General features: G+C 71.9%; 8 protein-coding genes and 1 pseudogene. 4 read left to right on the top strand and 5 right to left on the bottom strand.

Annotated features, from left to right (window positions below; genetic code table 11):
- Positions 1 to 3,030: BTAD domain-containing putative transcriptional regulator (locus QR77_RS20420; protein ID WP_040028332.1), on the bottom strand; the 3,030-nt coding region annotated here is incomplete at its 3' end.
- Between the two features lie 163 nt (positions 3,031 to 3,193).
- Here QR77_RS20420 and QR77_RS20425 point away from each other — a divergent pair.
- Both QR77_RS20425 and QR77_RS20430 read left to right on the top strand, forming a co-directional pair.
- Positions 3,194 to 3,961 (top strand): SDR family oxidoreductase, encoded by a 768-nt coding sequence (locus QR77_RS20425; RefSeq protein WP_040023474.1) that lies wholly within the window; start codon positions 3,194 to 3,196, stop codon positions 3,959 to 3,961.
- 166 nt (positions 3,962 to 4,127) lie between these two features.
- On the top strand, positions 4,128 to 5,255 hold the full coding sequence (locus tag QR77_RS20430; RefSeq protein ID WP_040023476.1) for a MerR family transcriptional regulator: 1,128 nt from the start codon (positions 4,128 to 4,130) through the stop codon (positions 5,253 to 5,255).
- Positions 5,256 to 5,390: 135 nt separating this feature from the next.
- On the opposite strand, the pseudogene QR77_RS20435 reads toward QR77_RS20430, so the two are convergent.
- Positions 5,391 to 5,864, bottom strand: a pseudogene (locus QR77_RS20435) (helix-turn-helix domain-containing protein); the annotation flags it as partial.
- A 96-nt stretch (positions 5,865 to 5,960) separates the two neighbouring features.
- Between QR77_RS20435 and QR77_RS20440 the strand changes: the two are divergent.
- A complete protein-coding gene (locus QR77_RS20440; RefSeq protein WP_040023477.1) occupies positions 5,961 to 6,296 on the top strand; it encodes a nuclear transport factor 2 family protein in 336 nt (111 codons plus the stop codon).
- 28 nt (positions 6,297 to 6,324) lie between these two features.
- Here the strand turns inward: QR77_RS20440 and QR77_RS20445 are convergent, their stop codons facing one another.
- From QR77_RS20445 to QR77_RS20455, 3 genes are all read right to left on the bottom strand, one after another.
- A complete protein-coding gene (locus tag QR77_RS20445; protein WP_040023479.1) occupies positions 6,325 to 6,759 on the bottom strand; it encodes a universal stress protein in 435 nt (144 codons plus the stop codon).
- A 147-nt stretch (positions 6,760 to 6,906) separates the two neighbouring features.
- Positions 6,907 to 7,593, bottom strand: coding sequence for an FMN reductase (locus QR77_RS20450; protein WP_040028334.1), 687 nt, complete (start codon positions 7,591 to 7,593; stop codon positions 6,907 to 6,909).
- A gap of 38 nt (positions 7,594 to 7,631) precedes the next feature.
- The gene (locus tag QR77_RS20455) at positions 7,632 to 8,732 is read right to left on the bottom strand and encodes an LLM class flavin-dependent oxidoreductase (RefSeq protein WP_040023481.1); all 1,101 of its coding nucleotides are present in this window, start codon (positions 8,730 to 8,732) and stop codon (positions 7,632 to 7,634) included.
- Between the two features lie 261 nt (positions 8,733 to 8,993).
- Between QR77_RS20455 and QR77_RS46800 the strand changes: the two genes are divergently transcribed.
- Positions 8,994 to 10,117, top strand: a 1,124-nt coding sequence (locus tag QR77_RS46800; protein ID WP_160310936.1) for a serine/threonine-protein kinase, incomplete at its 3' end; no start/stop codon positions are given.

Consider the following 10,117-nt stretch of genomic DNA (forward strand, 5'->3'; position numbering starts at 1 on the left):
GGCGAGCGACTCGGCGCCGGCGAGACCCTCCGACGCCAGCGCCACCGCACGCGGATCACCCATGGCGCGGGCCACCGCGAGACCGTCGAGGTGCAGGGCGCGGGCGGCGGGCGCGTCGCCGCGCAGCTCGGCGACGAAGCCGAGTTCGGCGAGGACGAGCGAGTTGCCCGCCTCCGTCGAGACCTCCGCGTACCAGTCGCGGATACGCAGCAGATACGCCTCCGCGGTATCCAGGTCCCCGGCCCGGCGCGCGCCCAGCGCGAGGCCGAGTTCCGCGTGGATCTCGCCGAACCGGTAGCCCTGCTCGGCCGCCGTCCGACGCGCACGCTTATGCAGCTCGCGGGCGCGGTCGTGGTCGCCGGTGAGCAGGGCGAGCCTGCCGAGACCGGAGAGCCTGGAGGCGATCTCCGCGCCGAGGCCCAGCTCCTCAGCGATACGCAGTCCTTCCTCATGGATACGGGCGGCCTCGGCGTAGTCGCCGCGGATCTCGGCGAGTGAGGCCAGCGGACCCACCGACTGCGACTGTCCCCAGCGGTCGCCCAGTTCACGGAAGAGCGCGGCGCTGCGCTCGCCGTCGTGCCGCAGGGCGACGAGATCGCCGCGGATCAGGGCGTGTTGGGCACGCCGGGCCAGCGCGGCCGCGACGCCCCACCGGTCGTCGACGGCCCGGAAGGCGGCGAGCGCCTCTGCGGTCAGGCGCTCGGCGGCGGCGAGGTCGCCCGCGTTGAACAGGCCGTACGCCAGCAGCCACCGCGCGCGGGCCCGGCGCGCGGGAGAACTGATCGCATCCGTGATCACGTCCCTGTCCGTGTCCATGGCCGCGCCCGCTCCGGCCGGCTCACCCGTCAGCAGCGCGAAGGCGGTGTGCAGGGCGCACGCCTCCGCACGCGTCGCGCGGAGCCGCGCCGAAGGAGGTGCGGCGCCCAACGCCGCGGCCAGCGAACGGCGCGCCTCGCGCGGCCTGCCCGACAGCAGCCAGTACCAGGACAGCGCCGTCACCAGCCGCAGCGCCTCGCCTCCGTATCCGTGCCGTAGCGCCGTATCGAGCGCGGCCCGCAGATTTCCCGCCTCCGCGTCGAGTCGCGGGAGCAGGCGCCGCTGTTCGGGGCCGCGCAGATACGGTTCGGTGCGCTCGGCCAGCTCCACGTGGTGCAGCAGGTGCCGGTGGCGTACGCAGGCGTGGTCGGCCCGTTCGGCCAGCCGCTCGGCGGCGTACGCGGCGACCGACTCCAGCAGCCGGTAGCGGATCTCCGCACCCGGGGGCCCCGCGACCGTCTGCACCAGGGAGCGGTCCACCAGCCGGGCGAGCAGATCGGGCACGCTCCCGACCGGCACTCCGGTGCCGGCTTCGGCGGCAGTGTTCGCGTCGAGGACGGTGCCGGCGTCGACGTCCGCGCACACCGCTTCGGCCGCCTCCGGCGTCCAGCCGTCACTGTGTGCGGAGAGGCGGGCGAGCACGGTGCGTTCGGGCGGCGTCAGCAGCTCCCAGCTCCAGTCGATCACCGCGCGCAGCGTCCGCTGTCGGTCGGGCGCGCCCCGCTGTTCCGCGGCGAGCACCCGGAAGCGGTCGCCGAGCCGCTGGTCGAGCCGCTCGGCGAGCTGGTGGACGCCGAGACCGCGCACCCGCGTGGCGGCGAGTTCCAGGGCGAGCGGGATGCCGTCGAGCCGGCGACAAATGGTGCGGACGGCGTCCTCGGTCGTCGGATCGAGCACAAAACCGGGCGCGGTCGCGGCAGCCCGCTCGGTGAACAGCCTTACGGCATCCGTCGGTTGGAGCGGCTCCACCGGATAAAGCAGCTCGCCGGCCAGCCCCAGCGGCTCCTGGCTGGTCGCCAGCACACGGAGCCCGGCCGCCGACCGGAGCAGCCGCGCTGCGAGATGTGCCACCGGCTCGACGAGGTGTTCGCAGTTGTCGAGGATCAGCAGGGTCCGCCGGTCCCGCAGGGCGGAGGCGATCCGCTCGGCGGTGGTGTCGTGCGCGCCGGCCGTGGTGTCGTCGCGCAGTCCGAGCGCGGCGGCGAGGGCCTCGGTGGGGTCGGTGTGCCGCCCGGCCAGTTCCACGAGTCGTACGTCGGGCGCTCCTGGCGTGCCGTCCTCGCGCGCCGCGGCGGCCAGCGCCAGCCTGGTCTTGCCGACGCCGCCGGGCCCGGTCAGGGTCACCAGCCGCTCCGTACGCAGGAGTTGACCGACCTCGCGCACGGCGTCCGCGCGCCCGACGAGCGGCGTGAGAGGAATCGGCAACCCGGCCGTCCCGGGCGCCGGAGTGCGAGCGGCGCGGGCGGCGGGGGCGGCGGGGGCGAGCGCGGGGTCCTGCCGCAGGATCGCCTCGTACAGCGCGACAAGCGCGGGCCCCGGATCGACGCCCAACTCGTCGGCCAGCCGTACCCGCAGCTCGGCGTACGAGGCGAGTGCCTCGCTCTGCCGCCCCGCCCGGTAGAGCGCGCGCAACTGGACGGCGCGCAGTCCTTCCCGTAGCGGGTGGCGGACCACGAGCGCGGTCAACTCGTCGGCGAGCCGCGCGTCCTCCCCCAACTCCAGCCGGTCGAGGGACTGTTCCTCGATCGCGGTGAGCCGCTGCTCGGTGAGGCGCTGAACCGCGGGGCGTACGAAGTCCTCGTCGGCGAAGTCCGCGTAGGCGGGCCCGCGCCACAGGCCGAGCGCTTCGGCGAGCAACTCGGCGCGGGCGGCGGGCACTTCGGCCGCTCCGGCCCGTACGAGCAACGCCCGGAAGCGGTCGGCGTCGACGTCGGCGTCCGTCATCTCCAGCCGGTAGCCGGCCGGTCCGAGCACGACACGATCGGCGCCACCGAGCGCCCGCCGAAGCTGGGAGACCTTGGTCTGGAGGGCGTTGGCCGGTTTACCCGGGGGGCGCGCACCCCACAGGTCGTCGATGAGCCGGTCGGCGGACACCGGACCGCCGTCGTGCGCGAGGAGGGCGGCGAGCAGCGCGCGGACCTTGGCCTCCGGCACGGCGACCGGCGCGCCGGCGCCGTCCCGTACCCGCAGTGGACCGAGCACGTCGAACCGCATGGATGAACCGTACCCAGGGATCACCGTCAGCCGGTCATCAGCGAGCCGTCAGCGCCGCTGGCCAGTGTCGGCCGGAGAAGCGCCACGTGAGCGCCACATGAAGCGCCACGGGAAGCCACGGGAACGAGGACCGACCGTGGCGCACGGACCGAAGGAGCAGGGCATGAGCACGTACACGGGGCAGAAGGCCGTTGTCGTCGGAGGCACCGCCGGCATCGGACTCGCGATCGCCGAACGGTTGGTGGAAGGCGGCGCCGAGGTACTGGTCACCGGACGCAACCCGGTCAATCTCAAGGAGGCGTCGGCCAGGCTCGGCGCCTCGGCGCGGGTGATCGCGTCGGACATGGCCGACCTGACCGCCGTCGGCGCCCTGGGCGAGAGCGTCGCCGAGCTGCTCGGCGGCGCGGTCGACCACCTCTTCGTCAACGCGGCCATCGCCGAGTTCGCGCCGGTCGCGGCGGTCACCGAGGAGCAGTACGACCGGCACTTCGCTGTGAACACGAAGGGCGCGTTCTTCACCGTGCAGCGGCTGCTTCCGCTGCTGCGCGAGGGCGGCTCGATCGTCTTCACCACGTCCATCGCGGACACCACCGGCGTACCCGGCATGGGTGTCTACTCGGCCACCAAGTCCGCGCTGTGGTCGTTCGCGCAGGTGCTGGCCTCCGAACTGGTGGCACGCGGCATCCGGGTCAACGCGGTCGCGCCCGGCTACATCGACACCCCCACCGGCGGTACGCAGGGCCTCAGCGCCGAACAGCGGGCCGCCTTCAAGGAGCAGGGCGACGCGACGACCCCGATGCGGCGCCACGGCACCCCGGACGAGGTGGCGCGGGCCGCGCTGTTCCTGGCGGTGGACGCGACGTTCACGACGGGTGTGAAACTGGCGGTCGACGGGGGCGCGGCGCAGCACATCTCCGTACCGAAGGACTGAGCGCGCGTCCGGACTGAGCGCGCGTCCGGATTGAGCGCGCCGCAGGACTGACTGCGCGGCCGGGGAGGACGGGAGGACAGGAGGACGGTACGAGGCTTGACCTTCCTCCCCGGGGAAGTCCGAGCATCGGTCGTGCCGGGCGAGGCGCCCGGTATGAGGAGGAACCATGGACGTGCGGCCGAACGGCGCGCTGACGATCGGTGCCTTCGCCCGGCTCTCCAGGCTGCCGGCGAGGGCCCTGCGCCGCTACGACGAGTTGGGGCTGCTGCGTCCCGTACATGTCGATCCCTTCACCGGCTACCGCTACTACGCCGAGGCGCAGTTGGAGCGGGCCAGGCTGGTGGCGTGGCTGCGGCGGATCGGAATGCCGGCGGCCCGTATCCGTCGGGTGTGCGATCTGTACGGGAGCGACACGGCGACCGGATCGGCGGACGCGGCGCGGGACATCCGGGCGTACTGGGCGCAGGTGGAGGCGGAGACCGCCGCTCGCCGGGACCTGGCCACCTTCCTCATCGACCATCTGTCGGCAGGACCGGCAGGGGAGGGCGTAACCGCCATGTCAGACCCCACCCGACCCACCAGCACTTCCCCTCTGGGGATCCGTTACGCGGCCCGCTCGGACCGTGGCCTCGTCCGCGAGACCAATCAGGACGCGGTGTACGCGGATGACCGGCTGCTCGCCGTCGCGGACGGTTACGGCAGAGCGGGCGCACCCGCCAGTACGGCGGCGATCGCGGCGCTGAAGCCGTCGGCGACCTCCGCGAACGAAGTCCAGGGCGGTGACCTGCTCAACGTGCTCGCTGAGTCGGTCGAGCGGGCGAACCAGGCCCTGGACGGCTCCGCCGACTCCGGCACGACCCTCACCGCGATGGTGTGGACCGGCTCGCAGCTCGCGCTGGTGCATATCGGGGACACCCGCGCCTATGTGCTGCGCGACGGGGAGTTCTTCCAGATCACGCACGACCACACGGTGGTGCGCTCGATGATCGACGAAGGCACCCTCACCGCCGACGAGGCGCTCTCACACCCGCAGCGCACGATGCTGCTCAGGGCGCTGTACGGCGGCGAGCAGCCGGCCCGCCCCGACCTGCGGCTGCACGACGTGCGGGCGGGGGACCGCTATCTGCTGTGCTCGGACGGCCTGTCCACGGTGGTGGCGCACGACTCCGTACGCGGGGTGATCGCCACGGCGGCCGAACCGGACGGTGCTGTACGGGAACTGATCGCGCTGGCCAGGGAGGCAGGAGGCCCGGACAACATCGCGTGTGTGGTGGCCGACGTGGTGGAACTGTGACGGCACCGGTTACGGGCCGACGGGCACCACACCGGCGGGATCCGACCGTTCAGCGGCATCCGAGCGCTCGACGTCGTCCGATCCCCCGCCATCAGGCGCCCCGCCATCAGGCGTCCCGCCATCCGGGACCCCGACATACCGGGCCCGCATAGCGGTACTGGCGGCGGGTCCGGCGGTGAAGACGAACGCGTCGCTGTCGTCCAGCCGCCGCCCCGTCGCCGCGTCGACCACCACCGGCTCGACCTCCGCGCCGGTCTCGGCGTCCACGAGGATCATGGCGCGCTGCTCGGCGGGCAGCCGGGCGTTGCCCCAGGCCGCCAGCGAGACGACGACCGGCCGCAGGGAGCGGCCGAGTTCGGTGAGGACGTACTCGTAACGCGTCGGATTGTCCTGGTACGGGCGGCGCTCCAGCAGGCCGTCCGCCACCAGGGCCTTCAGCCGGGTGGTCAGCATGCTGGACGAGATGCCCAGGCTCCCCTGGAACTGGTCGAAGCGGGTGTAGCCGTCGAAGGCGTCATGGAGGATCAGCAGCGTCCACCACTCGCCGACCTGCTGCACAGTCGTGGACAGCGGGCATTCGCGGTCCTCCAGCCTGATGCGGCTCGCCATGTCGTTTGCCTTCCCGCAACTAGTTACTGCTAAAGTAGAAGTTACTAGCTTCTATTTTAGCATTCAGGCGCCGCAGAAGGACAGAAGGGCACAGCCATGGCCACCACCGAACTCCCCGAAACGATCACCCGCTATCTGGCCGCCCATCTCGCGGGCGACGGGGACACGGCGATCGCGGCGTTCCACGCCGACGCCACCGTGACCGACGACGGCTCCACCCACGACGGCGCCGCCGCCATCAAGGACTGGATGGGCAGGGCCGCCGCCGAGTACACGTACACCACCGAACTCATCGGCAGCGAACGGCTCGACGGCACCCACTACGTCGTCACCAACCGCCTTGAGGGCAACTTCCCCGGCGGACTGGTCGACCTCCGCTACCGCTTCACGCTGCGCGACGGTCTCATCGAGAACCTGACGATCGCACCGTGAAACAGCAGCTCAGGCGGAGGTCGGCAGCTCAGGCTGCGGTCTCTCCGCGCACCACGACCACCGGGCTCTTCGAGTGCTGCGTGACATGCAGGCTCACGGACCCGAGCAGCGTCGCGGCGAACGTGCTGTGGCCGCGGTCGCCGACCACCAGGAGCGTGGCGCCCTCCGAGCGGTCCACCAGGACCTGCGCGGCGTGCCCCTCCACAACCTGCCGCTCGATCCCGGCAGCCGTCTCCGCGTCCAGCGTCTTCGCCAGGGCGTCGTCCAGGGCCTGCCGCGCCAGCGGTTCGGGGTCGAACTCGGGAGGCACGCCGGGCATCATCGTGGTCCAGGCGGTGGCCGAGAACTCCCAGACGATCACGGCCTCCACCGTGTCCCCACTGAGGGCGGCCTGCCCCATGGCCCACCGAAGAGCCTTCAACGACGGCTCGGAGCCATCCACCCCCACCACGATCCTGCCCATGGCACTACTCCCTAATTTCGATAAGTTCGATCAAACCCAACACCCCGACAACCCCCCACTCACCCGTTTCATGCCCACATGCCGCCACATACCCCCGCGCGGTCAGCGCCGATCCGGGCCGATCAGCGCCGGTCCGGCCCGCTCAGGTCAGGTCAGGTTCGCGAGGAGTTGCTCGAAGGGCACGACCTCTTCCGCCGCCCCTTCGTCCGGGTCCCGGTCGCCCGCCGACGTCACGGCCGTCGCCGCCGACGTACCCGACGTACCCGCCGTACGCCGCAGCAGCGCGGCCAGTTCGGCGGACGCCCGTTCGATGCGGGCCGGCAGGCCGCCCGCGTGGGTGTCGGCGGTCGTGCCCCAGTCGTCCGTCGCCGCGAAGACCGCGCTCGGCACGGTCAGCGCGTGCAGGTACGAGAAGAGCGGGCGCAGCGCGTGTTCCAGTACGAGGGAGTGGCGCGCCGTGCCGCCCGTCGCCGCCAGGAGTACGGGGGTGCCGCTCAGTGTGTCCGGTTCGATCAGGTCGAAGAACGACTTGAACAGCCCGCTGTACGAAGCCGCGAAGACCGGCGTCACCACGATCAGCCCGTCCGCCCCGTCCACCGCCTCCAGCGCCTCGCGCAGCGCGGGCGCCGGGAAGCCGGCGACCAGGTTGTTCGCGATGTCGACGGCGAGATCGCGCAGTTCGACGACGGTGACCGCGATCTCCACCCCGGCCTCGCCGCCGATCAGTTGGCGTACGGTCGACTCCGCCAGCCGGTCGGCCAGCAGGCGGGTGGACGACGGCTTGCTCAGCCCCGCCGACACGGCCACGAGCCGCAGCGGCCTCGGTGACGTCACCGGCTGCGCCATTGACTGCGTCGGCATTGACTGCGTCGTCATGACACGTCCTTCCTCGTCGCCGTGCCGGCGACAGCGGCAGCCGCGGCCGGGTGCACCGGAACGTCCGGCACCGTGGCCGGCCTGTTGTTCGCGAACTCCTTGCGCAGCACCGGTACGACCTCCTCGCCCAGCAGGTCCAACTGCTCCAGCACCGTCTTGAGCGGCAGTCCCGCGTGGTCCATCAGGAAGAGCTGGCGCTGGTAGTCGCCGAACGCTTCCCTGAACTCCATTGTCTTCTCGATGACTTCCTGCGGACTGCCCACGCTCAGCGGCGTCTGCTCGGTGAACTCCTCCATCGACGGACCGTGCCCGTACACCGGCGCGTTGTCGAAGTACGGCCTGAACTCCCGTACCGCGTCCTGGGAGTTCTTACGGATGAACGCCTGCCCGCCGAGGCCGACGATCGCCTGTTCCGGGGTGCCGTGCCCGTAGTGCGCGTAGCGCCGCCGGTAGAGGTCGATCAGCTTCTGGAAGTGGTGCTTGGGCCAGAAGATGTTGTTGGCGAAGAAGCCGTCGCCGTAGTAAGCGGCCTGCTCGGCGATCTCGGGGGAGCGGATCGAGCCGTGCCAGACGAAGGGCGGTGTGCCGTCGAGCGGGCGGGGCGTCGAGGTGAAGCCCTGGAGCGGCGTACGGAACTTGCCCTCCCAGTCGACGACGTCCTCGCGCCACAGCCTGTGCAGCAGCGCGTACTTCTCGATGGCGAGCGGGATGCCCTGCCGGATGTCCTCACCGAACCACGGATACACCGGACCGGTGTTGCCGCGCCCCATCATCAGATCGACGCGCCCGTCGGCCAGGTGCTGGAGCATCGCGAAGTCCTCCGCGATCTTCACCGGGTCGTTGGTGGTGATCAGGGTGGTGGAGGTGGAGAGGATCAGCCGCTCGGTGGTGGCCGCGATGTAGCCGAGCATCGTCGTGGGCGACGAGGGGACGAACGGCGGGTTGTGGTGCTCGCCGGTCGCGAAGACGTCGAGGCCGACCTCCTCCGCCTTCCGCGCGATGGTGACCATCGCCTTGATCCGCTCGTGCTCGGTCGGCGTACGTCCGGTCGTCGGGTCGGCTGTGACATCACCGACGGTGAAGATGCCGAACTGCATCGCGCTCACCTCTCGTATCGCGTCGCGGGGGTTTCTCGCGAACCGAAGTAGTGAAGTAGTGAAGTAGTTGAATGTTGAACTGTACCCCCTCAACGAGTACCCCACCCCCCACTATTCCTCGGTCGGCCGGCCCCCGGGACCCCTGGCTCTTTCGGTGGTCTTCTCCCGCACACGCCGGTGCGGGCAGGTCCCTGCGGCTACAGTCTTGTGCGGGTTCGCCGCGGCGGCCCTCGATCGGCCGACGGGAACGGGGGCGGGGCCGTGGAGAAGCTGCACACCGCCGACCCTCAGTGGATCGGCCCGTACGAACTGACCGGCCGGCTGGGTGCCGGCGGGATGGGCGTCGTGTATCTCGGGCGGTCGCCCGGCGGCCGGGCCGTCGCCGTCAAGGTCGTGAAGGAGCACTTCGCCGCCGACGCCGAGTACCGCGCCCGGTTCCGCCGCGAGGTGGGGGCCGCACGCAGCGTGACCGGTACGTTCACCGCGCCCGTCCTGGACGCCGACCCCGACCCGGAAGCCGGGACGGGAGCGCCCTGGCTGGTCACCGCGTATCTGCCCGGGCTGTCGCTGCGAGAGGCTGTCGCCGCCTTCGGCGCCCTTCCGCCTGCCGCCCTGCGCATGCTGGCCGGCGGCCTCGCCGAGGCGCTGGCCGACATCCACCGCGCCGGGATCGCGCACCGCGATCTCAAGCCGGGCAACATCATGCTGACCACGGGCGGCCCCCGTGTGATCGACTTCGGCATCGCCAGGCCGCAGGACGCCACGGTCATCACGCGCGTCACCAGCATCATCGGCACCCCCGGCTTCATGGCGCCGGAACAGCTCTCGGGCGGTGCGGCGGGACCCGCCGGGGACATCTTCTCGCTCGGCGCTGTGCTGCTGTACGCGGCGTCCGGCAGGGAGCCGTTCGGCGCCGCCGATACGGCGACCACCCGGCGCGACTCAGGGATCGAGCAGGCGAACCTCGGCGGTATCAGGGACAGCGGCCTGCACGCGTTCGTCACCGCCTGCCTGCGCCAGGAACCGGACCAACGGCCCACCGCCACGGACCTGTTGGATCTTCTGCACGCGTCGCGTCCCTCGCACCCGTCCGACGCGGCGGACGTCACGGAGACGACGGCGCCGGTCCGAGAAGCCGCGCCCAGCAGCGCCGGATGGTTACCGGCGGCCCTCGCCGAGGCCATCGACCGCAGCGCCGAGGAGGCCAGGGACCTCCCGGGGCTCCCCGCCCGAGCGGCGCCAGAAGGCCACCGGATCACGATCCCGCCCGTCGGCGCGCCTCTCGCGGCGGCAGAGACGGTCGTCCCCACCGAGGACGGGCAGCAGCAGGACCGGGAGCCGCAGGACGGGCAGCCGCACGATGGGCCGCAGGACGGGGAGCCGCA

This window comes from Streptomyces sp. 150FB (assembly GCF_000818195.1).
In the GTDB taxonomy this organism is placed as follows: domain Bacteria; phylum Actinomycetota; class Actinomycetes; order Streptomycetales; family Streptomycetaceae; genus Streptomyces.

Excerpts from the sequence above, each read along its gene's own strand:
- QR77_RS20425 (WP_040023474.1), top strand. The coding sequence starts at position 3,194 with ATGAGCACGTACACGGGGCAGAAGGCCGTTGTCGTCGGAGGCACCGCC.
- QR77_RS20430 (WP_040023476.1), top strand. The coding sequence starts at position 4,128 with ATGGACGTGCGGCCGAACGGCGCGCTGACGATCGGTGCCTTCGCCCGG.
- QR77_RS20440 (WP_040023477.1), top strand. The coding sequence starts at position 5,961 with ATGGCCACCACCGAACTCCCCGAAACGATCACCCGCTATCTGGCCGCC.
- QR77_RS20445 (WP_040023479.1), bottom strand. The coding sequence starts at position 6,759 with ATGGGCAGGATCGTGGTGGGGGTGGATGGCTCCGAGCCGTCGTTGAAG.
- QR77_RS20455 (WP_040023481.1), bottom strand. The coding sequence starts at position 8,732 with ATGCAGTTCGGCATCTTCACCGTCGGTGATGTCACAGCCGACCCGACG.